This is a genomic window from Peribacillus sp. FSL P2-0133 (assembly GCF_037975445.1).
GTDB classification, from domain to species: domain Bacteria; phylum Bacillota; class Bacilli; order Bacillales; family DSM-1321; genus Peribacillus; species Peribacillus simplex_E.
This window is the reverse complement of sequence record NZ_CP150254.1, coordinates 4,520,120-4,545,730: the sequence shown is the minus strand read 5'-3', so window position 1 is coordinate 4,545,730 and position 25,611 is coordinate 4,520,120. Positions and strand designations below refer to the sequence as shown.

Genomic DNA, 25,611 nt, shown 5'->3' with positions numbered 1-25,611 from the left:
ACTGGAGGGATATTATGGTCACATTCAGGAATGCGACAGTAAAAGACTTAAGTGAAATAGTACGGATGCTAGCGGATGATGTATTGGGGAGGGAAAGGGAACGCTATGAAAATCCCCTTCCTGAAAGCTATCTAAAAGCATTTGCATCCATTGATGCAGATGAGAATAATGAATTGATCGTAGCATGTCTTGGTAAGGAAATCGTTGGGGTGCAGCAAATCACGTTCACTCCATATATTACCCATCAAGGCGGTTGGAGAGCAACGATCGAAGGGGTTCGGACGGCATCTTCAGAACGAGGGAAAGGCATTGGAAGCAAGTTGATTCAATATGCGATTGACCGTGCCAGGAAGCGGGGCTGCCATATCATTCAGCTTACGACCGATAAAAAACGGGAAGAAACGCTGCGATTTTATGAGCGTTTAGGATTTAAAACCACTCATGAAGGCATGAAAATGAAGCTTTAATTCACCGTCTTTTGACCCCTTTTTCTGTGCACAACAATTTGTCTGGTATTATATGTTAAAATTATTTGTGAGATATTAATAGATGTGCAGGATCTGATGAAAGGGTGTGCTCGATGGAAAACGAAGCATGTATTCAGAAGAGGTACGGTGTAATTAGTTTTACTTCATTCATCATTGGAATCATTTGCTTTTTTACTGTTTTTATTACACCTATTAGAATGGAAAATATCGGGAGCATGACGGGTCATTATATAACTTTTTTCCTTACGATTGCCGGCATCGTCCTCTCTGTTATAGGAATTTTGAAGAAAACGGAGAAAAAAGTGATCCCGATCATTTCTTTGGTTTTTTCCTCGTCTTTCTTTATATTTTGGGTTATCGTCATCACTTTGTTGTTAACTGGGGAAATAGAATTGCTCCGTAGATCAATAAGATAAAGGGATTTAACCAGAATGGTTATGAAGCTTCTGGGGAGAGAGATCTGACAAAAGGTGGTTTTTCAATGATAAGAGGTTTATATGAAGCACATTTACCGGTTCGTGATTTGAAACGTTCCATTGAATTCTATGAGGGGCTTGGTTTGCAGTTAGATCATAAGGTTGAAGACAACCTGGCTTTTCTATGGATTGAAAAGGACAAAAGTTGGTTGGGGCTTTGGGAAACGGAAAAAGTGGAGGTTGAGTATCATCCCTCCCTACGGCATATCGCTTTTCAAGTATCATTGGAAGATCTAAAGAGCTCAGTCGCATGGCTTGAAGATAGAGGCTATGCGCCAAGAGAGGCTTTTGGATTTAAACCAATTGAACCTTTCGTGATGCCGCACGGGGAATATGCCCACGCTAAAATTCACTTTAATGATCCAGACGGAAACAGTTTGGAGTTTATTAGTAAACTGGAGAATCCAAAAAAAATCACGAATCGTATGTATTTAAGTGAATGGGAACATGAATATAGAAGTGAAAAATACGAATGACAGATGGGCGAAAATTTTAAGAATAAGAATGGGAGAATCATAGAATGAAGGTCAAAGCGGATTTATATTGGAATGAATTTTGGCAGGGGAAAGATGAAGAAAAACCCCAGGCAGTCAGTGCATGGCAATTCGGGGCTGATCCCGATCATTTGGCTCAATTAGTGATGGACGGAATAAAAACGGCTACGTGCTCTGGGTATGTTTTTTATGAAGAGGAAAATGAACCATTACCATCCGTGGGTGATTACAGCATTATTTTAAGTAGTGAGGATGAGCCCTTAGCCATCATCCAAACAGTGAAAGTCGAAGTATTGCCCATGAATGAAGTGAGTGAAGAGTTTGCGATTTCAGAAGGGGAAGGAGATCGAACCTATACATACTGGTGGGATGCTCATGAAAAATGGCTGAAAGAAGAATTGCACAAAATCGGCCACACCTTTAAAGAAGATATGCTGCTGGTTTGTGAGCGTATTGAATTGATACATGTAAAGTGAATGCAGATGGTTTTTACGGAAGTGAGCAATAAGTGTTTTCGTTCAGTGATTTGCTCTAATAGGTCATTGGATTAAAAAACTTATAGAAAGATAGGTATTTGCATGAAAAAGAAACTGATATTCATTGGTTTGGGAATACTGGTTGTTTTCCTGCTATTGTTTGGTACATATAAATTAATGAATTCGAGAACATATCAGGTATTCGGAGGATTAACGGATAATGTCGAGACGAATGAAAAAGTGGTCGCTTTGACATTTGATGATGGCCCATCGAAGAATGTAAATAAGATCCTTCCGATATTGGATAAATACGATGTAAAAGCTACATTCTTCCTGATTGGTAACGAAATTGAAAAGTATCCAGAGGAAGCGGAGAAAATAGCGGAAGCAGGACATCAGATTGGGAATCATACGTATTCCCACAAGCGAATGGTTTTTAAATCGCCTTCTTTTATCAAGGCGGATATCGAGAAAACGGATAAATTAATTCAGAACTCCGGATATAAGGGTGAAATTGACGTCCGGCCACCAAACGGGAAAAAAATCATAGGTTTGCCTTATTATTTATATGAAAATGATAGAGAGACCATTACCTGGAATCTGGAACCAGACAGCTATTACACTTCTGCTTCAGACAAAGTGAAGTATGTGAAGGAAAATATAAAACCAGGTTCGATCATCCTGATGCATCCGATGTATGATGATACAGGTAAAGAACTTCAAGCGATTGAAGGGATTTTACAAGAGTTAACGAACGAAGGCTATACGTTTGTAACGGTCAATGAACTTCAAGAAATGTAGTTTCATTCTTACCATCCGAACCATATTCAAAGAATCGGGTTGCTGCGGCAGCCCTTTTTTATCATTTCCCGCCAGAAGACTCCCTCTTCAAGCGTGCGAAGGGCGAAAGCCCAACGGTAAGGGGGAGATGAATGGCGGTTGGCATAAGCCAAAGTAACCTTTTGACAAACATACGTTCCCTGGTTAATAATAACTATAAGGGGGTGAAACCAATGGTTATAAACAAAGCTTATAAATTTCGAGTCTATCCAACGAAAGAACAACTAGTTCTAATCAATAAAACGATCGGCTGCTCCCGTTTTGTCTATAACTTCTTTTTAGGTAAACAAAAGGAGAAAGATGCCTACTGGTATATCTGTGAAGAAATGAAGCAGAACGGCCAATTACCCTCTAATGAATGGAAAGGTTCTTTTCTGAATAAATACGCAACAATCAAAGAGCTTCCAGCTTTAAAGAACGAGTATTCTTTCCTGAAAGAAGTAGACAGTATTGCCTTACAGAAATCGGTGGAAAATTTAGCAGATTCCTTTAGTCGATATTATAAAAAGCAAAACAAATCACCACGCTTCAAATCGAAAAAGAATCCGGTCCAGTCCTACACGACTAAACATACGAATGGAAATATCGGAATAATAGGAAACAAAATCAAATTGCCCAAACTCGGTCTCGTTCGTTTTGCTAAAAGCCGCGAAGTCGAAGGGCGAATCATAAATGCCACAATCAGGCTGAACCCTTCAGGTAAATATTTCATTTCCGTTTTAGCCGAAACCGATGTACCAGTACTTCCTAAAACGAATCGTTCGTGCGGTGTAGATGTTGGTTTGAAGAACTTTGCGATTCTTTCAGATGGTACGGTCTATCAAAACCCAAAATTCTTCCGGACGGTCGAAAAAAAATTGGCCAAAGCACAACGGATTCTTTCAAGGCGGCAAGAAATAGCCTTGAATCAAAACAAACCATTGGCTGAAGCCAAAAACTATCAAAAACAAAAACGAAAAGTGGCCATCCTACACGAAAAAATTTCAAATGCCCGAATGGATTACTTACATAAAGTCTCTACCGAAATCATCAAAAACCACGATGTTATTGGAATGGAAGACTTGCAAGTGTCCAATATGATCAAAGATCACAAACTAGCTAAAGCGATTAGTGAAGTATCTTGGTACCAATTCAAAAAAATGTTGGAATACAAAGCAAAATGGTATGGTAAACAAATCGTGACCGTATCTAAAACGTTTGCTTCTAGCCAATTGTGTTCTAGCTGCGGGTACCAAAATAAAGACGTTAAACATCTGAATCTTCGTGAATGGGATTGTCCTTCTTGTTCTACTCACCACGATCGAGATATTAACGCAGGACACAATCTAATGAACGAAGCCATAAGGCTTCTAACCGTAGGAACTACGGGGATAGCCTAATTAAAAATTTGGCCGATAGGCTAATGTTCTTAGGAATCCCCCGCTTCAATCAGACCGTAAGGTCGATAAGTAGTGGGTAGTTCAATTGAGATACAGAATAGTACAAAACATGGGTTGCATATTGTTTCTTAACGGAATGTTGTTGTTAGGGCATGCATTCGCATGAATTTTTTCTTAGTGTAAATAAAGCTATTAAAATGGGGCTGGTTACTTGTACCGGAATAAAAATACCACTCTGATCATGATTTTGTGTTTCCTGTTATTCCTGTTTCTTGTCGTGCTCATTTTTCGCCACATCACGGTATATTTCGTGTATAGCTCGGGCATCGGCCCGTTATTGTTTATCGGGGTAATGGTCTTGGCTATCGTTATGCTTTTTTTCAAAGGATATAAATAGGTTTGTACAATTTGAACGTTGCTTTTCTCCTCTGGACACGTTTTCCCCGCAGGAGTCTCGTAGTTTTAAAATTTAGATAGAACTCCTTTTGCCTAAAAAATGGAGGCTGCTGCGGCAGCCTTTTTTATGTGGAAAAAAGTTCTCCGTATCGAGAAACATAAAAAAAAATAAAAATCAATAAAAAATTAACAATCCAATATTAGTAATATATGGTAAGATTTGAAATGGGATTATTTTCTTATAAATTATAATTTGGGGTGATATGTACGTGGAGTTTTTTACTAAGTGGGCATTTAAGAACAAGGCTGCCGTTTCATTGGTAACCATATTTATTTTGTTGATAGGAGTTGTCAGTTATTTTAAACTGCCGATGGAATTTTTACCATCTGCTGATAATCCACAAGTTACGATTATCACAATGGGGCAGGGCACCGATTCGAAAACGATGGAAGCACAAGTTACAGATCCGATTGAAAGAGCAGTTACGGGAGTTAAGGGAAAGAGTTCAATATACTCCACCACTGGAGATGGATTTTCAAAAGTAGATCTATTCTTTGAAGCCGGATCGGATATGAAGCAAGCGAAACTTGATGTTCAAGAGGCTTTAGGCAATGTAGCATTGCCACAAAGCATGGCAAAGCCTACTGTTACACAGTTAAATACATCAATGATTCCCATTTCATTTGTAGCTGTTACTTTTAAGGATGGATTAACAGCTGAAAATATAGACTTTACCAAGAAAGAATTAGAGCCTCTGTATAAAGATATTAAAGGGGTTTCGGATGTACAGACATTTGGAGTTTCCCAATCCGTTCTTTCAGTCAAAGTGGATAATGAAGAATTGGCTAAAAAGAAAGTATCCATTCAAGATGTCATGAGCGTCCTTAACGGTCAGAATGCAGCTCTGGCCGTAGGCGAAAAAGTGATTGATGGGAAGGCAAGTAACATCAAGGTTATCGGGGATTTAACAAGTATTGAAAAATTAAAAGCGTTAAAGGTCACTCCAAATGTCACACTTGGAGAAATAGCAAAAGTTGAAGAAGCGAAGGATGGTAACCTCATCAGTCGTTTTAACGGAAAGGAAAGTATTGATTTAAGCATTATCAAGGACAGTCAATCAAATGCTGTAACAATCAGTAAAGAGGTTGAAAAAGTAGCAAAAGAAATTAATGAAAAGTATAGTGACCAGAAATCGACCATTTATTTATCTACAGCTGATATGGTGGAGACTTCCGTTCAGACGATGGTAAAAGAAGTTCTGCTGGGTGCGCTATTCGCTACGATTGTAATCATGGTCTTTTTACGGAATGTACGATCTACATTCATTACAATCGTATCCATACCGTTATCTCTTGGCTTTACGTTATTTTTGCTGTCATTGTCGGGAGTGACGCTGAATATTTTGACGCTGGGCGGTGTCGCTGTAGCGATCGGGCGCTTGGTGGACGATAGTATTGTTGTTATTGAGAATATTTTCCGGAAAATGCAGCAGGAGAAGATTTCAATTGAATTGGTCATGGATGCAACTAAAGAAGTGGGAGTGGCGATAACAGCTTCAACCCTTACGACTGTAGCTGTTTTCTTGCCGGTTGCTTTATTGAATGGAGGGCTTCAAGAGTTTCTTCTTCCTTTCGCTTTGACTGTCACGTATTCTTTGCTGGCTTCTTTAATCGTGGCATTAACGGTCGTTCCGTTAATGAGTGCAGGATTGCTGAAAAGGACGGAGCTGCCAAAACATCGCCCGGCCAAGCGTTTTACCAAGCTCGTTACTTGGTCACTAAACCATAAATGGGTTGTCTTGATTGTTGCTATGCTGTTGTTTGTCGGTTCCATTGGTACATATTTTGCCATGCCAAAAGGGGCGATTGATAATTCTTCAGCAGACTATGTCTCCGTGACATTAACTTATCCAAATGATCAGCCCTATGAAAAAGTGAAGGAAAAAGCGATTGAACTCGAAGAAACGATGCAGGGTATGAGTGAAGTGGATAATATTTTCATGCAATTAGGCAACTCTGCCGAATCAGCACAATATGGCGAAGTCACATCACCTACAGAAGCAATTTTCGGCATCCTGGTAAAGGATAAAGCAAATGTAGATACGATCCTGAAAACAATGGAAAAGGAACAAGAAAACTATCCTGATGCGAAGCTTACGGCTACAGCCTCTTCATTTATGATGGGGGCATCAAAGACGAACATTACGATAGACGTGATCGGCAGTAATGTTGAAGATTTGGAACTGACGGCCAATAAGGTCAAAGAAAGTATAAAGGATATTAAAGGAATTGAAGAAGTAACAACGAACCAAGACGAAAAGAAAACCATATATTCATTCAAGGTAGATCCGGCTAAAGGCAATACAGAACAAATTGGTCAGCAATTAGGTATCATGCTTAATAAAACGCCTATCGGAAATATAACTTTACAGGATAAGCAGACACCTGTCGTCCTTGAACCAATCTTAGATCCTAAAAAACCAGAGGATTTAAAAAGTATTCCGATCATGACAGATGGCGGTCTAGCCCCAGTCTCAAAGGTCGCTTCTTTAAAGAGCGAAGAGAGTGCAACAACGCAGTTCCATAAAGATGGGGAAACGTATCTTCAATTGACGGCAACGGTAGATCCGACTAAGCTTTCCGATATTGCTAGCAAAATAAATCTTGAGATATTTGGAGATAAAGAGAACAAAGGTCTTGATATTCCGAATGATGTAGATATTCTAGTCGGTGGAGCCAGTGCTCAGCAAACTGATGATTTTTCCGATTTGTTCCTTACGATGTTAATATCAATCGGCATTGTCTTTTTAATCATGGTAATAACATTCAAATCGATCAAAGCACCGATCGCCATTCTATTTTCCTTGCCATTCGCTGCCATTGGAGCGGTATTAGGATTGGTTATCAGTCGAATTCCAGTCGATATTACAGCACTTCTGGGTGCTCTCATGTTAATTGGAATTGTTGTGACAAACGCGATTGTGCTTCTGGATCGAGTCAAACAAAACGAAGAAAAAATGATTATCCGTGATGCGATCGTCGAAGCGACAGCTACAAGGTTCCGTCCGATCATTATGACGGCTGTAGCAACGATTTGTGCCATGCTGCCACTTTTATATAAAAAAGCGGAAACAGGAAGCTTGGTTTCACAAAGTTTAGCGATCGTTGTCATTGGCGGGCTAGCTGTGTCTACACTGCTCACACTTATCGTCATTCCATGTATATACGAATTGCTGCACTATAAAAAATCGAAAAAACAGAGAAAGAAAAAGAGAGAACCCGTTAACGAACAAATCGAGATGTAATAATAAAAAGTTTGTAGAGAAAGTAACGCTTTCTCTACAAACTTTTTTTCTAAAATAGTACATGGTTTTTCGTTTTTTAAAAATAATGGTTGACTTTCTTTTGACCTGTAACTAAAATGGTTACAGCAGGGAATAATAATCGGCTGTGCAGTTACTAATTGCAATGTTCTTATATTAATATTTTTTTTGGTCTGTGTTGTAACTGATTCGATTACAAGTTTAGCCAATGATGAAAAGTGAGGGAATATATGATGACAGTGAAAATTAAAGCGTATTCTGATTTTATATGTCCATTTTGTTTTTTAGGTAAAGGTCCTTTGGACGAAATCGTGGAGGAAAAGGATGTAGAAGTGGAATGGATGCCATTTGAATTGCGACCAAGTCCATATTCCAAAATTGATCCATGGAATGAACCCGATAAGTTGAATTCATGGGATTCTTACATTCTCCCAGTTGCGAAAAAACTAGGAGTGGATATGCGTTTACCCCGTGTCTCCCCGCATCCATATACACATTTGGCGTTCGAAGGGTGCCATTTTGCAAAGGAGCACGGAAAAGGGAACGAGTTCCACAACAGAGTATTTACAGCGTTTTTTCAAGAGGAACAAAATATTGAAGATATTGAAGTATTGACAAAATTAGCGGGTGAAGTCGAACTTCCTGTAGATGCTTTTAGAGAAGCTTTAGTGTCACGAAAGTATCGGGAAGTGCACCAAGAAGCACTAAAACATGCTTATGAAGAAGCAGATATCAGGGCTGTCCCGACGTTTATTATTGGTGATGAAGTTATTCAAGGACTAGCCAGCAAAGAAAGGTTAGCGCAAGTCATTGAGAAGGAAGAAGCAAAAAATAAACAGAATGAATTTGATGGCTTGCAATGTGATGGTAAGGGGAATTGCTAAAAACCTTTTGAGGATTAAATGAAATTAAATAAATCATAATTTGGAGGAATCAAAATGTCAGCAACTACAACAAATTTAAAAGAAGCAATTATCAATCGTCGTTCCATCCGTAAGGTGAAAAAGAACGAAAATATTACGAAAGAAAGAATTAATGAAGTATTAAAAACGGCTTTACATGCACCAACTTCATTTAATATGCAAAGTGGTCGAGTGGTGGTAGTAATGGATGACGAGCATGAAAAGTTCTGGGATATTGTAAAAGAAACACTTCGTTCCCGTGTTCCGGAAGAGAGCTTTGCGGCAACAGTAGAACGATTACAAGGATTTCGTGATGGAGTCGGTACCATTCTATTCTTTGAAAATCAAGAAACAATAGAACAAATGCAAGTAAAAGCACCCTCCTATAAAGAACAGTTTCCATATTGGTCCCATCAAGGAAATGCTATGCTACAGTATGCAATATGGATGACTTTATCAGCGGAAGGTATAGGGGCATCTTTACAACATTATAATCCAATTATTGATGAAGATGTGATGAAGACTTGGGATCTTCCAGGGAAATGGTCGTTGATAGCTCAAATGCCATTTGGTGAGCCGAATGAACAACCAGGAGAAAAAACGTTCCTGCCTTTCGAAGATATTGTGAAATTTTATTAATTCAAAGATTTAGGGTTGGGATACTAGATTAACCAAGAGCGCGTTTACTCTTAATGAGTAAAACGTGCTCTTTTTATTTGAAGAAACGTTCCAGAAACATTACAGATACAAGGAAGGTGAAGCGAAAATATGCGTTCCTTATATTCATCCTGCATATAATAGCGGAGGTAAATAATTGACAATGAGAATCATTTTCATTTATAGTGAGATGTGTAATGAAAGTAATTCTCAATTAGGGTGGTGATATAGATGAAGGTATTCATTGGTTATGTAAGTTTATCCGGTAATACCGAGAAAATGGCTATAAACATAAAGAATAGAATGAAGGCTGTCGGCTGTGAAGTATATATGGAAAGATTGGATACTGTTGAAGTTGATGCCTTAAAGGATTTTGATTTGGCCTTTATTGGTTTATATACATGGAATCTTGAAGATTTACCGTATGAAGCACACGAGTTTTATGAAGAAATTGACCAAGTGGACTTTGCTGGAGTGAAAGTCGCATTCTTTGGTGCCGGCGACTTGACCCATTCGAAACCGTTCGCCGCGATAGATATCCTTTCTGATAAAATGAAGCAATTTGGATTTGATGTATATGATCGAGTATTGAAAATACACCATGAAAGCAGTACATACGAACAATTAAGGAAAAGTGAAGACTTTGCAGAGCATGCCCTTATATTGGGAAGCAATAGGAAGAAGTGGAGATTCTTCATGTGGGATCGGAAGCTAGGCAGCCCAAAATACCAAAAGTCAGCATTTTTGTTAAGGAGGGTCCTTGATGATTACCCAATTAAGTTCAAAGGCAGAAGCAAAAAAAGAGGAACTTATACAAGAACTTCTGAAATTAGGGATTTTTAAAAAATATAATAAGCAGCTATACGAGCTTCCGATAGTTGTTTTACAAAAGGAATTCAATCACTTGAGAGGTGAATTAAAAAATGTCTAGAAGAAGGAAATCTTATACTGAACTGCTAAAAGAAAACCGCGAACTTCTGCTGCATGACAAAATGGAAGTGGAACGCATCTATACAAAAATCGACCAAAAAGCCATCAATGAAAAAAAGGGAAGTAAGCAAGTACAATCATAACTGGTTAAAAATGAAAACCGAAATCCTTTTTTGATTTCGGTTCAGTCGATAAAATGAGCTTCTGATGTTTTATTGAGGGTTTGTAAAATGATTTCCACTCCAGGCACTAGCTTTCCGCGGGCGGTCCGCCCTCGGCGCTCTTTGCGCCTCTCCCTTGGACACGCTTTTCCCGCAGGAGTCACGAACACCCACTCCAATCAACTGGATTGTTTTTTTAAAAAACTGTAGGCAAACTAGTTCTATATGTTTTTTTATTATTTTATAATCCTTATTGGATGAAGAAATTTGCGACACTCCTGCCGAATAACTGTCTAGCCGAGACCCCGGAGACGCTTACGGTGAGGAGGCTTGGCAGACAGTCGGCGGAAAGGGAGCGGATTTCTGAAATCAAGCTGGAACGTCTTTTAAATAGAAAACTGCAGGCAAACTAGTTCTATATGTTTTTTTATTATTTTATAATCCTTATTGGATGAAGAAATTTGCGACACTCCTGCCGAATAACTGTCTAGCCGAGACCCCGGAGACGCTTGCGGTGAGGAGGCTTGGCAGACAGTCGGCGGAAAGGGAGCGGATTTCTGAAATCAACTGGCACGTCTTTTAAAAAAACTGCAGTAAAACTGGCTTTTCTTAGAATTTGCCTACAATCGGAGGTTCGGAATGGTCTATCAAGACCAATGGGTATTAGTCCAGAATTATCAAGAGCGACCAATGGATGAGATAGTTAACCTTTTTTGTGCTTTAAATAAGCAAATCATCCATATAATAACGAACACACCAAATGATAGATTATCTAATCTTTGTGATATAGGAAATAATCAACAAAAATCATTGGAGTGGCTAATAAAAGATTATCTAGAACATATGGAACATCATATTAACAATCAAATTCTAATTAAAAAATAGTGATCTATATAAATCACTATTTTTTATCGTTTTTCTTCTCAATTTTTCACTTTTCGTAACAGCTTGTCATGAAGTTTGGACAAGGTAAACAATACAAGGATAGAGCCGATTAATGTTAACGACATATCCCATTGTGCGTCCCAGATATCACCTTGTGTTCCTAAAAATTCTTTTGAAGCTTTTCCGCCTTTTGAAATGATGGCAGTTATCCATTCGATGATTTCATATAAGGCTCCAATGGCAAGCGCAAAACTTAAGGTAACAGCAAATAACCACGGTCCTTTTGTTAGTGGGGTTTTACGTATTAATATTTCTCTAATCACAATCGCAAATAAACCTTTTAGGAAATGCCCGAACCGATCATAATGGTTCCGGGTTAGATCGTAATGATCTTTTAGCCAATTAAATAAAGGGACTTTTGAGTACGTATAATGGCCCCCGATGAACATGGTGATTGAAAGAACGGCAATAACGAAATAGGATAATGTAGTGAGGCGGAATTTATTATATGTAGCAAGTACAAAAATCAGAAACACAACGGCAGGAAGTACTTCCATTGTCCATATCAAGTATCCTTCAGGCTTAATGACTGACCAAATAAAAACGGCAGTGACTAGCAATAGTAATATTAAATGAATCAGTATACTTTTATTTCTTCCCAATTTTTTCACTCCAATAAATTAATCAGTTGATAGAATCAAACGGTTCGTGTATGGATAAAACGCTTTATACTTTCATTTAAATCATTAGCCGCTTTTGTAGGGATCTGATGCTTTGCATGATCAATGAATTTTAATTCTGTACATGGCAATTTGTCATGCAATAAATTAGCGTAATGATGCAATGGTTTATCTTTTTTACCATAGACAAGTAAAATGGGCAGGTTGATTTTCTCTAGCTGGTGGGTACAGTTATAATGCAAACTATAATGGTAATACTGCTCGATATTTCTGGCATCTCCCTTTAAGGCTTCATTAAACATTTCGTTGAACAACTTTTCGGTATTTGAATTACTCCATGAAATGGAAAGCGCAAGAATTGAAACCGCGTCTTTATTTGCAAGTGATATTCCTAAAGAAATCTTTTGCTTTAAATATTTATCCCTCACTTCTGACATTCCACCTATTACAATTCCTCCTAGAGACCTATCGGCACAACTCAGCAAATATTCCAATACGATGGAGCCACCGGTCGAGTATCCGCATATGATAGCTTTTTTTATTTTTAAATGATTCAATAGATGTTTAATATCTTCTATAATCAGGGGATAAGTTACTGGCAGTCTTGAATACTGACTTCTTCCGTGACCCCTAATATCAAAAGTGATAACTTTGAACTCTTCGGATAATTCCTCCATTTGGTATTGGAAATTCACACTTGTCAGTACTGGAGGATGAATAAAAACAATAGGAACACCGTTTCCCTTAACAGAATAATACAAGCTAATACCTTTTACATCCAACATTGGCATGAATATTCACCTCAATAATCTTAAATCATTTTCCACTAGCGCTGAAAATGAAATTCCCATTCGAGAGTGCTAATATCCCTCCTGAAAGAATTTTCCCTTTAAAACGTATTTTTATAACTAATTGTTTCGGTTACAATCATCTTGAATTTTTTGGTTTTTTTTGAACAAGATATAAGAGTTCAGGAAGTGAACAAAAATATATAAAATAAGGTGATTAAGATGAAGGCTAACATGAATAAAATTTTGCCAGTTGTCGCTTCGGTCGGAGTAGGTATTGCTACTTATCAGATGTTGAGTGGGAATGGCGGGAAAATGAAAAATATGGTGCCGCTTGCCACTAACTTGATGGGCATGGGAACTGGGATGCAAGGGCAGAATCAACAACAGCTATAAAATCACTAAAACAAAATAATCCCCTTTTGGGGATTATTTTGTTTTAGACAAGAAAAGGGACCTCCATCATATAAGCTTAATGAACACCGTGGATACTATTTACCATTTTTTATAATTTAAGTAATAAAACACCAATAAAACAACTCCATACGTTATAATGAATGGGCTCCAAGGATAGTGTCAGAAACCTGCCGGAGTGATCAAATGAATGGAGGTTATATGTGTTGAAGAAAAAAATATTGGTCATTATTCCAACAGTTGCCCTGATGTTGGCCCCACTAGGAGCGGGAACTTCAATTACCCACGCAGCATCAAAGGAGAAAATCGAAACGAAGGCGGAAACGCGACCGACCCTCAGGAAAGGCTCACGTTCGAGTTATGTAAGAGACTTACAGCAAAGCCTTAAAGATGTTAAATATAATGTAGGCGTTGATGGGATTTTCGGTACCCAAACACAAAATGTGGTAAGGGAGTTTCAAGTGGATCATAACTTGAGTTCAGATGGTATCGTCGGTCCGCTGACATGGGCTGCTTTAGATGAAAATAAGGTGGAAAGAAAACAGTTTACGGAGAAAGACGCGATTGCGTTAGGGAAGAAGAAGCTGGGTAACAAGATCATATTCAGCGGTGATGGCAGATTGCTGAAAGATGGCAAAGGAAAATCATATTACAAATATAAAGCAGCTAATAAAGATTGGATCGATCAAGGCGGCACAGGAACGATTGGGTGGTTCCACATTTATAAAGATGGCCGTGTAGTGGAACAATAAAGGGATATACATGCAAAGAATGTTCTCACTTTATGTGGGATTTTTTTTATGTAAAGCATGGATATAATAAGAAGACTAAATACATCTATTTTTGGCTATAAATAACAAGTAAATATAGATATAATAGTAAATGGACAGCAATTTGGTATAGTGGGCAGCGGTCACTCCTTTTTAAGAAAGGGGGTGTCGCTGGTGATTTCTATTATGGACGGACTGATGCTAATGATTTCATTCGCCTCTTTAATCGTCGCAATAATCGCGGTTACATTAAAAAAGTAACCCCCTCCATACCATCCGGCCAGATGTATGTAGAAAAAGGGTTACTTTCATGATTGAGTAGCTACTGACTTACCACAGAAAGCCGCTGCTCTTTATGCAGTTTGCTGTTCATTAAGACGCTGGTTTAACCAGTGTCTTTTTTTTATATATGTTAGTTATCATTATTATATCCTCATTTTACCTATACATTCAACTAAAAAACATTCATAGAGCATCGGTTGGTTTCTTTACGTACTTTCAAGAGTTTCCTGGGGAGCTCTTGGATTAACGAAGCTTTTGGTAAATAATTAGATTTTCGTTAATTTCCCGCCGGCTTCCAGTTTGAATAATTTCATTCCTTTATAAGATACAATCGAAGGAATCATACAAAGCAAGGCCATCGGTAAACAATAAAGAAGATAGAAGTGCCCTCCGTTTTCCAGCATGGGAATAAAGGCTAAAGCAACTAAAAGTAAAGTGGAAAAAATGATCGCGAAAATCCCGAAAGATTGATGATAGAATGCATAAATTTCCCTTCTTCGTTCCTCTTGGTTGGGTAAGGTCTTTACTGTTTTGTGCGTTCGAAGGAATAGGTACAAGGAGAACATGAGAAATAAAGCGGAAAATGGTAAAGCGAGCGCAAATAATGAAACGTCAAGAATGGAAAGATAAAAGCTGGATAAAAAGAAAACTTCTGACACCCCTAATGCAAAACAATAATTGAAGATACTTATTCTATCAGGTTGTTTAAGCATGAAATCCCTCCTTCTATATCATATTATGCAACTGCTTTCGTGTTCACCACTTTGTCACATTTAAAAAGAAAAAAAGTGCACCAAGAATCAAGCTAAGTGGGTTTGTGGCATCGCTCGCTAACTAGTCAGAATTATCAAGCATGCAGATGATGAATAGAGTCTTTGCATATTACGAATAGTAATAAAATATCGCTTGAAGGGGGGAGTGCTCAATGACTGTAAAAACGGTAATAATAGGATTTCTGCTCGTTCTTCTATTATATTTCCTTTATGTAGTGGTGACGGCAGTGTTTCTTTTCCCAAAAGCAGAAAAAGAAGAAAATAGACCGATTAAACATGTGGGTGCATATATGGGTGAGAAGGAATCCACCGTGGATCGTGTCCTGCTTCTCGAAGACGGTTATGAGTCGGGACTCGCTCGAATGCGAATGATCCAGGAAGCCCAGCATTCAATCGATATTGCCTACTATGCTTTTGGAAAAGGCAAATCAACCGAACTTATTATTGGAGCCTTGATCGAAGCGGCCGACAGAGGTGTCAAAGTCCGAATTCTTTTGGATGGAATATCTCATGGACTCAGAGGTCAATTAAGCAGTGCCCGTTATGCATTGGCTTCGCATGAAAACATTGAATTAAGATATTACGAAACCGTTAAGCCATTTAAGCCGTGGACCTGGCATAATCGCCTTCATGACAAAATCATCACTGTAGATGGAAAGTTGGGCATCATCGGAGGGAGAAATATCGCCGATAAGTATTTAGCCAGCAAGCCGCCGAGGGATTTTGTCTATGACAGGGATGTACTCATTTTCAATGCTAAAGAGGAAAAAGATAGTGTAATCGTTGAAATGAAGGAATATTTGAATGAATTATGGAACCATCCGTATACGAGCGATGTCTTTTCAGACCTTTCGAAAAGGCAAACGGAAAAAGGGAAACGTGAAAGAGATGCATTGGTGAAACAATACAGCTTAGCTTTACAAACTGAAGCCGATTTCGTTAATCCAGCCGTCGATTGGAGCAAGGCTACAACACCTACTAAAAAAGTGTCCTTCATTCATAATCCAATCGAACGTTTCAATAAATACCCTTTTGTGTGGAGATCTCTATTGGATATTGCGGCGAATGCCAATCAATCGGTATTTATCCAAAGTCCCTATATTGTTCCTGCGGATGCCTTAAAGGAATATGTACCGAAGAAGATGGATTCAAAGGCTGATTGGACGATACTTACCAACTCGACGGCATCAACCCCGAATGTGATCGCTTTTTCCGGATACTTAGAGCTTAGGGATAGTATCGTTGAGACGGGGGCAAGGCTTTATGAATATTCAAAGCCTTATTCTTTGCATGGTAAATCGGTTGTCTATGATCAACGATTAAGTGCAGTGGGTTCCTACAATTTGGATTCTCGATCTGCCTTTTTAAATACAGAATCGATGGTGGTCATCGATAGTGAAGCATTTGCAGCGCAGTTGACAGGAGCCATCGAGTCGAAAATCTCGAATAGTACACTCGTTGCTGACAATAAAAAATATATAGAACTACCTGAAGATCAGAAAAAGGAAGAGTCTTTTGTTAAAGCCACCTTTATAAATGCCCTCTCGAAAATTACGGTATATTTGAATAGGTTCATTTAAATGATGACGAAAAGACAGCAATCTGAGTAATTGTTGTCTTTTTAGCCTTTCGCGGAGTTTATCTTATGAATGCATGTGTAATTTGCTATACTTGAGCAAGCTAATCACAACTATCGTAAGGAGAACAGAAACATGCAAACACTACAGCACCTATCGAAACATATTGCCTACCTGCCGCCAGTTCAGGAAACGGATCGCCCGGTACTTGCCGCCGTTACGGGAAACAAGAAAACTCTCATCATCGATGCCGGTAACTCTGTCCGGCATGCACAGCTCTTTAAGGACGAATTGCTTCGGAATGATATAAGCGGGAATTTCCTCGTTCTTACCCATTCACACTGGGACCATGTATTCGGGCTGGAGAATATCAAGATTCCAGTGATTTGTCAGGAAAAAACATACACAAACATTAAAGATATGCAGCAGCTTTCATGGGAAGATCAAGCCCTTGATCAACGGGTCGAAGAAGGGACGGAGATTCCCTTTTGCGCCGATGCAATCAAATTGGAACATGGGACGAATAGAGAGATTACCTTCCCCCTGCCTGATATCATCTTTAAAAAAACGATGACGATCGATCTCGGCAATATAACCTGTATCATTGAACATGTTGGCGGCGACCATGCCAAAGATTCCTGCATCATTTATGTACAAGAGGAAAAAACACTATTTATGGGAGACTGCCTTTATGCCAATCTTTATGCTGAAAAATGGAATTATACGGCTGATCAGGCGTCGCTGCTCATTAAGAAAATTGAAGCCTATGATGCCGAAACATATATCCTCTCCCATCATGCTCGGCCTTGCACGAGACAGGAGATGGAGGCGGAGCTTAAGCTAATGAAAGAATGTGCCAGAACCGTGGTCGAACATCACGGAAACCGAGATTTAATGGAGCAGGAACTGGCTGAAGAATTAAAGCGGGATTTAACGGAGGACGAGCTCGAGACGATTGGCTTTTTCGTGAATGGGTATGTTGAGTGATTTAAGCACTGAAGAACACAAAAAGTTAAACACTTTATTATAAAGGTTTGGGTGGGTATGAGTTCGATATTATGGAGCTCATACCCTTTAATTTGCCCTTTTTCCGCAACAGTCCTACAATAAATCGATAATAATCGTTAACAGTACTGAAACAATAAGAATGGATAGGAAACCTGAGATAATTTTCCCTGCTTTTGCTCCTCTATCATCGGGATGAATATGACCAATGATAAAGGAGGGGATGAAAAATATAGCCGAATAGAACATTGTATAATGAATACCTGAATCTCCATTTGACCAGGCGCTAAGTCCGATAGTATTTAAAATATTATCTCCAATGCAAGGGTTACCGCCGAATTGAATGGTAAACAATATTCCGATTAAACATAGCGCAAAAGAAAGTGAACCTAAACCGATATTCTTTGTCTTCCTAACTTCAATAGTTGGCATGTCATTTTCTCCTTGTATAAAAAACCAAATTATGGTTTTTTATTGTATCATAACTCAGCTAGTACTTAAATCGCTACACCTTTATCAGAACCAAAATATAAAAAAACTGCACCTCCAATTGTTAGAAGTTGTCTAACGATAGGGTGCAGTTCAAATTAATTATGAGCTTTTTCCAGAGCTAGCTTAATCCCGAAACCAATCAAGACCGTACCGGTTATACCCTCGAAAATCGCTTGGGTTCTAGGCTTTTTCATAAAAGCACTGATCTGGTTCAACAGATAGATATAAAATACAAACCACAACGCAGTTAACACGGTATACGTTATGCCCATGATCAGGAACGGTAAAAACGTATCATTTCCCGGATTCACGAACTGAGGCAGGAACGTTAAAAAGAAGACGGCTACTTTAGGGTTCAGCAGGTTGGTAAGGAACCCTTGTTTAAAGCAAGACTGGTTTTCGTACTTACTTTTGACGGACGTTTCCGCCGCTGCGGCCACTTGCTTATTCCTTAATCCCCATAGGGTCTTGAAGCCTATATATACCAAGTAAACGGCACCGACATATTTGAAGATGGAAAATAGTAAAGCGGATTTCACAATGATTGCTGAAAGTCCGAACACGGCAGCTGATGTATGAATAAGCAGGGCACAACATGTGCCGAACATCGTTTTAAAACCTCCCGACGTTCCCACGGTAACGGTGTTCCTTGTGGCTATTGCTGTATCTGGACCAGGTAAGATGATGAGAAGGATACACATGATGATGAAGAAATAAAAGTTTTCCATATTCGGACCTCCACTCTTGGTGATGAATTCTGAAAATTATAACATAGATGTACTTGGTTTAGGGAAAAAATTTGATAGTTAATGATTACCTCAATAGAAAGGAGGCAATAAAAAAAACAAGCCAAATCATTTTTTGATCTGGCTCGTTTTTTACTGTTATATGTTAGGGTAACTTTTTCAACACAGCACGTACCGGACTTCCATCTGCTTCAACTAATGGAAGAGGGAGGGCGGCCAACTCATAATTACCCGGTCCTATACCGTCTAGTACAAGACCTTCCAAAATGTGAATTCCATGACCGGCAAGTTCATGATGTGCAGACAGTTCTTTACTATCCAGTGGATCTACTGATGGTAAGTCAAGACCAATAAGACGAACGCCGTGTTCTGAAAGATATGCCGCTAATTCTGGTTGGATATGAGGAATGGTTTGTGGAAACACACTCCGATTCATCCATGCATCCGTCCGAATTAACAGACGTGTAACGCCTTGCAGGTCTATACTGGATAATTCATTGACACCGATGCTTGTCTTGTTAGGTAAATGGATGACTCGGGCACTTCCCATATATAAATCGAGATCCAAATCAATCACTCTTTTTCCATCGTCATCAAAATGAAAAGGAGCATCAATATGGGTACCGGTGTGGATACTCATATTGATTTGACCTACATTGACAGATCCACTTTCTTCTTTACTCCAATTGACTTTGTATGAGAAAGGTGTATCTCCAGGCCAAACTGCAACGTTTTCATCCAGACGTTGTGAAATATCAATCCATGTCCCCATGCACCTTACCTCCATCTCTTCTGGCTGTTTCTTGAATATCTTATAGCTTCGTTCTTAGACTCCATAGTTCTGGGAAAAAGTGTTGATCCAGTGCTCTTTTTAAATACGTTACACCTGATGATCCGCCAGTACCTTGTTTATTACCAATAATTCTTTCCACCGTGGTCATATGATTAAAACGCCATAATTGCTGTTGATGGCCGATGTCCACTAACTTCTCGCCCAGTTCATATAAGTCCCAATATTGCTCAACATCGCGGTAAACTGTCAGCCACGCCTCTTCTACACTGGCATTTGGTTCATATCTTTGTGACCAATCCCTGCTGAGGGCTTCTTGATCAATAGGTAATCCGCGCGCCACAAGTGCATTGATCGCCGCGTCATAAATACTTGGCTCATGAAGGGCCTGCTGCATTTGCTCGTATAAATCCGTTTGGTGCTGATAGACAGATAGCGTATGGACATTTTTGTTTCCTAATGCAAATTCAATCAAACGATTCTGATAAGATTGGAATCCGGAAGATTGTCCCAGTTTATCCCTGAACTCCATGTATTCAGCCGGCGTCAAAGTTGAAAGGACATTCCATGACTGGATCAATTGCTGCTGGATCCTCGAAACGCGCGACAGCATTTTAAACGAAGGTTCCAACTTGTTTTGGCGGATGGACTCAGTTGCTGCTGTCAACTCATGTAAAATGAGCTTCATCCATAGCTCACTCGCTTGATGGATAATGATGAATAGCATTTCATCATGATGATCGGAACACCTATGTTGACTAGTTAAAATCTTATCAAGGTGGAGATAATCTCCGTAAGACATCGATTTTTGAAAATCGGTTTGAATTTCTTTCTCTAGACCAGTTATTGTTTGTTCATTGTTATCCATATTCTTCATTCCGCAATCTCCTCACTTTTCCATATGAAAAACTATTTATTCCGTCATTCTATTCTATCTTCTTTTCCAGGGATTCTTCCATTACATTATGGTTAATATTTCTTCTTTTTGAAACAAAATAAGCAACAGTTAAAAATAGTAACCAAGGTATCCCGAATTGAAGCATGATCTTGAAATCTGTAAACCATGTTGTAATCATTAAGCTGAATAGAAGAACGGCTCCCAGTATCGTTAAATATGGAAAACCGATCATCCTTACCGGTAATTTGCGTCCGCCGGTTTTCTCCCATTTAACCCTGAAAAACAAATGGGAAATGAAGATCATGAGCCATGTGAACATGGCACCGAACATGGAGATCCCCATCATGAATGCATAGGATGAACCAGGAAGTAACGCATGAACGCCTGCCGCAATGAAAATCCCGGTAGTAGAGACAGCAAGTGCTTTTCCCGGAACGCCCCTTTTGTTTAGCTTTCCTAAAAAGCTAGGTGCATGTTTACCGCGAGCCAATGAAAACATCATACGTGTTGAAGCATAGAGCTGGGCATTCATGGCAGATAATGCAGCCGTTAAAATAATAAAGTTCATGATCCCGGATGCACCAGGAATGTTCAAGATTTCCATTACTTTGACGAATGGACTTTCCTCGATCCCAGCCGTTTTCCACGGAACGATCATCAACATGATGCCGATTGTCAACACATAGAAGGTGGATAAACGGAACACGGTCGCTTTTAATGCTTTTGGAACAGCTGCATCCGGATCTTTTGCTTCTCCTGATGTAACCGCTATCATTTCGGTTCCAAGAAAGCTGAATAAAGAAATAAATACGGCTACCCACATTCCCCACCCGCCAAATGGGAAAAAACCGCCTTCATTTACAAAGTTCTCAGGTCCTATATGCGGCTGATCGGATGAACCGAATAGTACATAGGATCCAAGAAGGATAAAACCAACAATGGCACTTATTTTAATGAAGGAGAACCAATACTCAAATGTAGCGAATGTATTCACGCTAGTAGCATTTACATAAATCAGGGCACCTGCAAACACCAAAATCCATACGATTCCCGGCACGGTCGGAAACCAATACTTCATATACACGCTGACTGCACTTACCTCAACCCCAACAGCCAAAACATTGGCAATCCAATAAGAATAGCGGACAAGATAGCCAGCCATCGGAGTCATGTACTTTTCAGCAATGGCCCCAAAAGATCCTGAAGTGGGATGGGCAACCGTCATTTCGGCTAAACAGCCCATCAACAGTAAAACAATGAACGCCCCGAGTGCATAGCTGAGCAATACACTTGGCCCTGCCGCTTGAATGGCAAGCCCGCTGCCAAGGAATAGCCCTGTCCCGATGGCACAGCCCATTGCGATCATTGAAAGCTGATTTGTTTCCAGCTCACGTTTTAATCCTTTTTCTGGCTCATCTTTAAAGTTCAATTGAGTATTTTTGTTCTCCATAGTTCATCCCCTTTTTTTCAAAAAAGATTTTATCCTGCCCAAATTAACTAACCATTTGAGGGATGAGCCCCATCTGGCCGAATCCCATGTTATGCGACCACTTCACGCTCGTTCTTGAATTTTTCATATTGTTTTTCTGACATGATTTTCTTGAGTATTTGTACAACTTCCCAAACTTCTGCGTAGGAAGTATATAGTGCAACCGGAGCGAGACGAATGATGTTAGGTGCTCGGAAATCGGGAATGACACCGTTCTCTTTCAATGCCTTGCATATCCGTGCAGCTTCTTTATGCTCAAGGCTTACATGGCCTCCACGGCGTATGTCTTCTCTAGGAGTTCCAATGAAAAACCCCATGCCTGCCAATTCGGATTCGACTAAATCCATTAAATATTGATTGATTTTCAGGGATTTTTCGCGAATATTCTCGATTCCCGCTTCAATAAAAATGTCCAAAGACCCAATCAAAGGTGCGCAACTTAACACATGCGGCGTTCCAATTTGATACGCGCCTGCTGATTCAGCTGGTGTTAACGTATGTTCCATATCGAATTGTTTATCTTTTTTGGAGCCGAACCATCCAGCCAATCCAGGCATCGTTCCAAAATGTTTTCGATTTACATATAAACCGCCAACACCGCCAGGACCGCCATTTAAATGTTTATAATTGCACCAATAAGCAAAATCCACATCCCATTCGCTGAATGAATGCGGAATGGCACCGATAGAATGACATCCGTCAAATCCGATTACTATTCCTCTTTTATGAGCTTCAGCAGTTAATCGTTTCATATCCAATATTTGACCGCTGCGATACAGGACTGTTGGCAAGATGATCAATGCGATGTCATCTGTCATTGCTTCGATGATGTCATCCTCTTCAAGAAATCTGCCATCCGAGCTTTTGACGCGGATGAGATCGGTTTCCGGGTCGTATCCATGTGTACGCAGTTGACTTTGAAGAGCATAAATATCAGTCGGAAAGGTTAATTCATCTGCTAAAATTTTTGTGCGCGTACCTTCAGGCTTATAAAAAGTGGCAACAAGCTGATGCAGATTTACAGTTGTGGAGCCGGTTACGATAACTTCCTCGGGAGAAGCTCCGACCAATGGGGCCATCTTCGCACCCAATTTCTCAGCCATGAAAAACCATGGGTGATTCCCTTGCGTCCATCCATCAATCCCATGTTCCTTCCAATCTTCCAAAGATTCCAAAAGAGTACGTTCAGCCCTCTTCGAAAGAAGCCCCAATGAATTTCCATCCATATAGATGGAATCCGGCTTTAAATAAAACTCTTCTCGAAAACCTTTAAGTGTATCTTTCTCATCCATTTGTTTAGCGTGATCCAATGTGTATTCAGAAACCATAATCATCCTCCTATATTAGTATTCTAAATAATTCTAGGAGAATCGTACCAAAGAATATGACATCATGTCAATAAGTTAATTCAGAAAATTATAAACATTGAATCGAACTTTCCAACAAATGTTTTTTATTTTATGGAAATCCTTTATGCTAGAAGATAAGGGGAGGAATAAGCATGGAGAATGGCAAAGTAGGGGATAAACGGCATTTACGCTCGATCATGACACGGCAAAAGTTATTAGAAGCTGCAAAGGAAACATTTCTTGAAGAAGGTTATCAAGCTGCGCTTATTTCCCAAATGATCAAAAGGGCAAACATCGGATACGGAACGGCCTATGTTCATTTTAAAGGAAAAGAGGATCTGTTAATTGTATTAATGGAAAATGTAATGGAGCAATTTTATGAAATTGCCGAGACCTCTTTCTTTCCAAAATCAAAAGACGAAGCAAAACATATCATAAACAGACAAGCTAATGATTTTTTGAAAATGGCAGAAGCTGAACGCAATATGATGCAAGTTTTCGAACAGGCCATTGGGATCTCAACCATTATTTCAGATAAATGGAAAGCGATCCGCATGAAGTTCATTCAGCGAATTTCAAAGGACGTCGACTATGCACAGCAAAATGGGCTGGCAAGAGCTGAACTAAACCATGAGCTAGTGGCAAGAGGGTGGTTTTTCACAAATGAAATGTATCTATGGGAAATTGTCCGAAACGAACATCAAAGTTCTGTCGAAGAAATTGCTCAAACCATCACCTCAGTTTACGTCGAAGGCTTGTATTTGTAATGATAATAGCAGTTCACCAATCTTCCGGTTATATCGGAAGATTTTTTTATATTCAAGGCTTTACAGCATTAAGCATTCATAACAAAAACACTAAACTCACGAGTAAACCGGCGGAATTCACGAGTAAACCGGCGGAATTCACGAGTAAACCGGCAGAATTCACGAGTAAACCGCCCAAACTCACGAGTAAAACCGCAAAATTCACGAGTAAAGGCGCAGAATTCACGAGTAAACCACCCAAACTCACGAGTAAAGGCGCAGAATTCACGAGTAAACCACCCAAACTCACGAGTAAACCGGCAGAATTCACGAGTAAACGCCAAATTCACGAGTAAAGGCGCAGAATTCACGAGTAAACGCCAAATTCACGAGTAAACCGGCGGAATTCACGAGTAAACCGACCAAACTCACGAGTAAACCACCCAAACTCACGAGTAAGCCGGCAGAATTCACGAGTAAACCACCCAAACTCACAAGTAAACCAGCAGAACCCACGAGTAAACGCCAAACTCACGAGTAAACCGGCGGAATTCACGAGTAAACCGACCAAACTCACGAGTAAAACCGCAAAATTCACGAGTAAACCAGCAGAACCCACGAGTAAACGCCAAACTCACGAGTAAAGGCGCAGAATTCACGAGTAAACCACCTAAACTCACGAGTAAAACCGCAGAATTCACGAGTAAACCACCCAAACTCACAAGTAAACCACCCAAACTCACGAGTAAAGGCGCAGAATTCACGAGTAAACCACCCAAACTCAGAGTAAAGGTGCAGAATTCACGAGTAAATGCCCAAACTCACGAGTAAACCGACCAAACTCACGAGTAAGCCGGCAGAATTCACGAGTAAACGCCAAAACTCACGAGTAAAGCACTCAAACACACGATCAAAACGCCCTCATTAGCGTGGGACTTACAGCGTCTACGCCTTAAGTCTTACTAGAAAATATAGCTAAGGCTCATTATACGAAGTTGTAAAAGTAGATAAGATATAAACAAGGAAAGGAGGACGAAAACAATGAAGAAATTTGGTTTATTTATTGTAGGACTGATCGCCTTATTTTTTTTACTGGCGAATGTTGGTCCATTGATCAGCCTGGCGATTTGCTTGGCGATCCTATACTTTGGATTCAAGCAGTTCATGAAGTCCGAATCGACAGGGGCCAAGATTGCATGGGGGTCCGTCTCCATTATCGTGCTGATCATTTCTATTTCTCATATCCCGGCAATATTGGGATTGGTGGCAGCTTATGTTCTTTACCTAGTCTATAAAAAATGGAATGAAAATGATGAAAGTGCATCATCGAAAGAAAATGACCCATTCTCAAATTTTGAAAGAGAGTGGAAAGAGTTGAATAAGAACTAATAGAAGGGATGTAATT

At 39.5% G+C, this 25,611-nt stretch carries 28 protein-coding genes; 19 read left to right on the top strand and 9 right to left on the bottom strand.

Annotated features, from left to right (window positions below; translation table 11 throughout):
• The first annotated feature begins 14 nt into the window (after positions 1–14).
• The 12 genes from MKY17_RS21865 to MKY17_RS21810 all read left to right on the top strand — a co-directional run bounded on the left by MKY17_RS21865 (position 15) and on the right by MKY17_RS21810 (position 11,407).
• Positions 15–467: a GNAT family N-acetyltransferase gene (locus MKY17_RS21865; RefSeq protein WP_098372449.1), complete on the top strand. Its 453-nt coding sequence runs from the start codon at positions 15–17 to the stop codon at positions 465–467.
• Between the two features lie 113 nt (positions 468–580).
• Positions 581–904: a hypothetical protein gene (locus MKY17_RS21860; protein WP_144549007.1), complete on the top strand. Its 324-nt coding sequence runs from the start codon at positions 581–583 to the stop codon at positions 902–904.
• Between the two features lie 65 nt (positions 905–969).
• Positions 970–1,440: a VOC family protein gene (locus MKY17_RS21855; RefSeq protein ID WP_098372447.1), complete on the top strand. Its 471-nt coding sequence runs from the start codon at positions 970–972 to the stop codon at positions 1,438–1,440.
• 44 nt (positions 1,441–1,484) lie between these two features.
• Complete coding sequence (locus MKY17_RS21850) at positions 1,485–1,934, top strand: ASCH domain-containing protein (protein WP_339200663.1); 450 nt, start codon at positions 1,485–1,487, stop codon at positions 1,932–1,934.
• Positions 1,935–2,036: 102 nt separating this feature from the next.
• Entirely contained in the window at positions 2,037–2,735 is a 699-nt protein-coding gene (locus tag MKY17_RS21845; RefSeq protein ID WP_339200662.1) for a polysaccharide deacetylase family protein, read from the top strand.
• A 212-nt stretch (positions 2,736–2,947) separates the two neighbouring features.
• Positions 2,948–4,153 carry an IS200/IS605 family element RNA-guided endonuclease TnpB gene (gene tnpB, locus MKY17_RS21840; RefSeq protein WP_144549014.1) on the top strand — a complete coding sequence of 402 codons (1,206 nt, stop codon included), beginning with the start codon at positions 2,948–2,950 and terminating at the stop codon, positions 4,151–4,153.
• A 665-nt stretch (positions 4,154–4,818) separates the two neighbouring features.
• Entirely contained in the window at positions 4,819–7,854 is a 3,036-nt protein-coding gene (locus tag MKY17_RS21835; RefSeq protein WP_098372443.1) for an efflux RND transporter permease subunit, read from the top strand.
• Between the two features lie 251 nt (positions 7,855–8,105).
• A complete protein-coding gene (locus MKY17_RS21830) occupies positions 8,106–8,756 on the top strand; it encodes a DsbA family oxidoreductase (protein ID WP_098372618.1) in 651 nt (216 codons plus the stop codon).
• A gap of 54 nt (positions 8,757–8,810) precedes the next feature.
• Positions 8,811–9,413 carry a nitroreductase family protein gene (locus MKY17_RS21825; RefSeq protein ID WP_098372442.1) on the top strand — a complete coding sequence of 201 codons (603 nt, stop codon included), beginning with the start codon at positions 8,811–8,813 and terminating at the stop codon, positions 9,411–9,413.
• Between the two features lie 249 nt (positions 9,414–9,662).
• On the top strand, positions 9,663–10,274 hold the full coding sequence (locus tag MKY17_RS21820; RefSeq protein WP_339200660.1) for a flavodoxin domain-containing protein: 612 nt from the start codon (positions 9,663–9,665) through the stop codon (positions 10,272–10,274).
• Between the two features lie 80 nt (positions 10,275–10,354).
• Entirely contained in the window at positions 10,355–10,504 is a 150-nt protein-coding gene (locus tag MKY17_RS21815; RefSeq protein ID WP_098372439.1) for an FbpB family small basic protein, read from the top strand.
• Between the two features lie 657 nt (positions 10,505–11,161).
• Positions 11,162–11,407 carry a hypothetical protein gene (locus tag MKY17_RS21810; protein WP_339200659.1) on the top strand — a complete coding sequence of 82 codons (246 nt, stop codon included), beginning with the start codon at positions 11,162–11,164 and terminating at the stop codon, positions 11,405–11,407.
• A 38-nt stretch (positions 11,408–11,445) separates the two neighbouring features.
• Here MKY17_RS21810 and MKY17_RS21805 read toward each other — a convergent pair whose 3' ends face one another.
• Both MKY17_RS21805 and MKY17_RS21800 read right to left on the bottom strand, forming a co-directional pair.
• Complete coding sequence (locus tag MKY17_RS21805; protein WP_098373742.1) at positions 11,446–12,069, bottom strand: DUF2238 domain-containing protein; 624 nt, start codon at positions 12,067–12,069, stop codon at positions 11,446–11,448.
• Positions 12,070–12,104: 35 nt separating this feature from the next.
• On the bottom strand, positions 12,105–12,878 hold the full coding sequence (locus MKY17_RS21800; RefSeq protein WP_098373741.1) for an alpha/beta hydrolase: 774 nt from the start codon (positions 12,876–12,878) through the stop codon (positions 12,105–12,107).
• Positions 12,879–13,097: 219 nt separating this feature from the next.
• On the opposite strand from MKY17_RS21800, the gene MKY17_RS21795 reads away from it, so the two are divergent.
• Both MKY17_RS21795 and MKY17_RS21790 read left to right on the top strand, forming a co-directional pair.
• Complete coding sequence (locus MKY17_RS21795) at positions 13,098–13,271, top strand: hypothetical protein (RefSeq protein WP_179891220.1); 174 nt, start codon at positions 13,098–13,100, stop codon at positions 13,269–13,271.
• 221 nt (positions 13,272–13,492) lie between these two features.
• Entirely contained in the window at positions 13,493–14,041 is a 549-nt protein-coding gene (locus tag MKY17_RS21790; protein ID WP_098373740.1) for a peptidoglycan-binding domain-containing protein, read from the top strand.
• Between the two features lie 566 nt (positions 14,042–14,607).
• Here MKY17_RS21790 and MKY17_RS21785 read toward each other — a convergent pair.
• Positions 14,608–15,054 (bottom strand): hypothetical protein, encoded by a 447-nt coding sequence (locus tag MKY17_RS21785; protein WP_098373739.1) that lies wholly within the window; start codon positions 15,052–15,054, stop codon positions 14,608–14,610.
• Between the two features lie 212 nt (positions 15,055–15,266).
• Between MKY17_RS21785 and MKY17_RS21780 the strand changes: the two genes are divergently transcribed.
• Positions 15,267–16,694, top strand: a complete 1,428-nt coding sequence (locus MKY17_RS21780) for a phospholipase D family protein (RefSeq protein ID WP_098373738.1) — start codon at positions 15,267–15,269, stop codon at positions 16,692–16,694.
• 132 nt (positions 16,695–16,826) lie between these two features.
• Positions 16,827–17,678 carry an MBL fold metallo-hydrolase gene (locus MKY17_RS21775; RefSeq protein WP_098373737.1) on the top strand — a complete coding sequence of 284 codons (852 nt, stop codon included), beginning with the start codon at positions 16,827–16,829 and terminating at the stop codon, positions 17,676–17,678.
• 114 nt (positions 17,679–17,792) lie between these two features.
• Here the strand turns inward: MKY17_RS21775 and MKY17_RS21770 are convergent, their stop codons facing one another.
• The 6 genes from MKY17_RS21770 to kynU form a co-directional block, all read right to left on the bottom strand.
• Positions 17,793–18,128, bottom strand: coding sequence for a hypothetical protein (locus MKY17_RS21770; RefSeq protein ID WP_098373736.1), 336 nt, complete (start codon positions 18,126–18,128; stop codon positions 17,793–17,795).
• Between the two features lie 155 nt (positions 18,129–18,283).
• Positions 18,284–18,916: a LysE family translocator gene (locus MKY17_RS21765; RefSeq protein WP_098373735.1), complete on the bottom strand. Its 633-nt coding sequence runs from the start codon at positions 18,914–18,916 to the stop codon at positions 18,284–18,286.
• Positions 18,917–19,079: 163 nt separating this feature from the next.
• Positions 19,080–19,706 carry an arylformamidase gene (gene kynB, locus MKY17_RS21760; protein WP_098373734.1) on the bottom strand — a complete coding sequence of 209 codons (627 nt, stop codon included), beginning with the start codon at positions 19,704–19,706 and terminating at the stop codon, positions 19,080–19,082.
• Positions 19,707–19,746: 40 nt separating this feature from the next.
• The gene (gene kynA / locus MKY17_RS21755) at positions 19,747–20,592 is read right to left on the bottom strand and encodes a tryptophan 2,3-dioxygenase (protein ID WP_098373747.1); all 846 of its coding nucleotides are present in this window, start codon (positions 20,590–20,592) and stop codon (positions 19,747–19,749) included.
• A gap of 58 nt (positions 20,593–20,650) precedes the next feature.
• Positions 20,651–22,072, bottom strand: a complete 1,422-nt coding sequence (locus MKY17_RS21750) for an amino acid permease (protein ID WP_339200653.1) — start codon at positions 22,070–22,072, stop codon at positions 20,651–20,653.
• Positions 22,073–22,161: 89 nt separating this feature from the next.
• On the bottom strand, positions 22,162–23,439 hold the full coding sequence (gene kynU / locus MKY17_RS21745) for a kynureninase (protein ID WP_098373732.1): 1,278 nt from the start codon (positions 23,437–23,439) through the stop codon (positions 22,162–22,164).
• Between the two features lie 173 nt (positions 23,440–23,612).
• Here kynU and MKY17_RS21740 point away from each other — a divergent pair, with 173 nt between their 5' ends.
• The 3 genes from MKY17_RS21740 to MKY17_RS21730 all read left to right on the top strand — a co-directional run bounded on the left by MKY17_RS21740 (position 23,613) and on the right by MKY17_RS21730 (position 25,595).
• Entirely contained in the window at positions 23,613–24,227 is a 615-nt protein-coding gene (locus tag MKY17_RS21740; protein ID WP_098373731.1) for a TetR/AcrR family transcriptional regulator, read from the top strand.
• Positions 24,227–24,562 carry a hypothetical protein gene (locus MKY17_RS21735; RefSeq protein ID WP_098373730.1) on the top strand — a complete coding sequence of 112 codons (336 nt, stop codon included), beginning with the start codon at positions 24,227–24,229 and terminating at the stop codon, positions 24,560–24,562. The genes MKY17_RS21740 and MKY17_RS21735 overlap by 1 nt, the downstream gene beginning before the upstream one ends.
• 685 nt (positions 24,563–25,247) lie before the next feature.
• Entirely contained in the window at positions 25,248–25,595 is a 348-nt protein-coding gene (locus tag MKY17_RS21730) for a flagellar basal body rod protein (protein ID WP_098373729.1), read from the top strand.
• The last annotated feature ends 16 nt before the right edge of the window (positions 25,596–25,611 follow it).

Excerpts from the sequence above, each read along its gene's own strand:
- MKY17_RS21825 (WP_098372442.1), top strand. The coding sequence starts at position 8,811 with ATGTCAGCAACTACAACAAATTTAAAAGAAGCAATTATCAATCGTCGT.
- tnpB (WP_144549014.1), top strand. The coding sequence starts at position 2,948 with ATGGTTATAAACAAAGCTTATAAATTTCGAGTCTATCCAACGAAAGAA.
- MKY17_RS21865 (WP_098372449.1), top strand. The coding sequence starts at position 15 with ATGGTCACATTCAGGAATGCGACAGTAAAAGACTTAAGTGAAATAGTA.
- kynU (WP_098373732.1), bottom strand. The coding sequence starts at position 23,439 with ATGGTTTCTGAATACACATTGGATCACGCTAAACAAATGGATGAGAAA.
- MKY17_RS21730 (WP_098373729.1), top strand. The coding sequence starts at position 25,248 with ATGAAGAAATTTGGTTTATTTATTGTAGGACTGATCGCCTTATTTTTT.
- MKY17_RS21830 (WP_098372618.1), top strand. The coding sequence starts at position 8,106 with ATGACAGTGAAAATTAAAGCGTATTCTGATTTTATATGTCCATTTTGT.
- MKY17_RS21845 (WP_339200662.1), top strand. The coding sequence starts at position 2,037 with ATGAAAAAGAAACTGATATTCATTGGTTTGGGAATACTGGTTGTTTTC.
- MKY17_RS21820 (WP_339200660.1), top strand. The coding sequence starts at position 9,663 with ATGAAGGTATTCATTGGTTATGTAAGTTTATCCGGTAATACCGAGAAA.
- MKY17_RS21740 (WP_098373731.1), top strand. The coding sequence starts at position 23,613 with ATGGAGAATGGCAAAGTAGGGGATAAACGGCATTTACGCTCGATCATG.
- MKY17_RS21775 (WP_098373737.1), top strand. The coding sequence starts at position 16,827 with ATGCAAACACTACAGCACCTATCGAAACATATTGCCTACCTGCCGCCA.
- MKY17_RS21750 (WP_339200653.1), bottom strand. The coding sequence starts at position 22,072 with ATGGAGAACAAAAATACTCAATTGAACTTTAAAGATGAGCCAGAAAAA.
- MKY17_RS21780 (WP_098373738.1), top strand. The coding sequence starts at position 15,267 with ATGACTGTAAAAACGGTAATAATAGGATTTCTGCTCGTTCTTCTATTA.
- MKY17_RS21795 (WP_179891220.1), top strand. The coding sequence starts at position 13,098 with ATGAAGGCTAACATGAATAAAATTTTGCCAGTTGTCGCTTCGGTCGGA.
- kynB (WP_098373734.1), bottom strand. The coding sequence starts at position 19,706 with ATGGGGACATGGATTGATATTTCACAACGTCTGGATGAAAACGTTGCA.
- kynA (WP_098373747.1), bottom strand. The coding sequence starts at position 20,592 with ATGGATAACAATGAACAAACAATAACTGGTCTAGAGAAAGAAATTCAA.
- MKY17_RS21770 (WP_098373736.1), bottom strand. The coding sequence starts at position 18,128 with ATGCCAACTATTGAAGTTAGGAAGACAAAGAATATCGGTTTAGGTTCA.
- MKY17_RS21860 (WP_144549007.1), top strand. The coding sequence starts at position 581 with ATGGAAAACGAAGCATGTATTCAGAAGAGGTACGGTGTAATTAGTTTT.
- MKY17_RS21785 (WP_098373739.1), bottom strand. The coding sequence starts at position 15,054 with ATGCTTAAACAACCTGATAGAATAAGTATCTTCAATTATTGTTTTGCA.
- MKY17_RS21765 (WP_098373735.1), bottom strand. The coding sequence starts at position 18,916 with ATGGAAAACTTTTATTTCTTCATCATCATGTGTATCCTTCTCATCATC.
- MKY17_RS21855 (WP_098372447.1), top strand. The coding sequence starts at position 970 with ATGATAAGAGGTTTATATGAAGCACATTTACCGGTTCGTGATTTGAAA.
- MKY17_RS21735 (WP_098373730.1), top strand. The coding sequence starts at position 24,227 with ATGATAATAGCAGTTCACCAATCTTCCGGTTATATCGGAAGATTTTTT.
- MKY17_RS21810 (WP_339200659.1), top strand. The coding sequence starts at position 11,162 with ATGGTCTATCAAGACCAATGGGTATTAGTCCAGAATTATCAAGAGCGA.
- MKY17_RS21800 (WP_098373741.1), bottom strand. The coding sequence starts at position 12,878 with ATGCCAATGTTGGATGTAAAAGGTATTAGCTTGTATTATTCTGTTAAG.
- MKY17_RS21850 (WP_339200663.1), top strand. The coding sequence starts at position 1,485 with ATGAAGGTCAAAGCGGATTTATATTGGAATGAATTTTGGCAGGGGAAA.
- MKY17_RS21815 (WP_098372439.1), top strand. The coding sequence starts at position 10,355 with ATGTCTAGAAGAAGGAAATCTTATACTGAACTGCTAAAAGAAAACCGC.